Annotated in this window: 1 pseudogene; it reads right to left on the bottom strand. The window is 71.1% G+C overall.

The features are described 5' to 3' along the window. Positions 1-417, bottom strand: a pseudogene (locus tag J0695_RS40610) (hypothetical protein); the annotation flags it as partial. Positions 418-453: the final 36 nt, after the last annotated feature.

Genomic DNA, 453 nt, shown 5'->3' with positions numbered 1-453 from the left:
CCGGTGTCCGGTGTCCGGTGTGGCCAGCCTCTTAGTGTATCCGACGCCGTGCGAAAGTACGGTCAACTTCCCTGCAATGGAGCCAAGTTGACCGCCGAAGCTGGCCGATATCGCCAGATCCACCGGAGTGGCCACGGCCTGGTCCCACGGCAGCACCGCGAGCCCGGTCCCCGCCAGCAGCTTCGCCACCCCGCCCCGGAACGCCGACGACCCCGTACAGGTCACCAGCGTCTGCACCCGCAGGTCGTCACGGAACAGCGGCAGGACGTCGAGGAGCCTGGTCGCCGACGCCACGTTGTGCACGACGAACAGGACCGTGCGGCACCGCCCGCGCGTCGCCCACCGCGCCGCCTCGGCGCCCACCGGCACCCGTATCCATCCGGCCCGCCCCTCGCCCACCCGCTGCTCCCCGTCCATCGTCCTCGGAGGCCACAGCGTACGTAAGGGCCGCTG

This window comes from Streptomyces beijiangensis (genome assembly GCF_017315755.1).
Taxonomy (GTDB): Bacteria; Actinomycetota; Actinomycetes; order Streptomycetales; family Streptomycetaceae; genus Streptomyces; species Streptomyces beijiangensis.
Note: the sequence above shows the minus strand (reverse complement) of the source record. Positions and strands in the feature narration are given on the sequence as shown.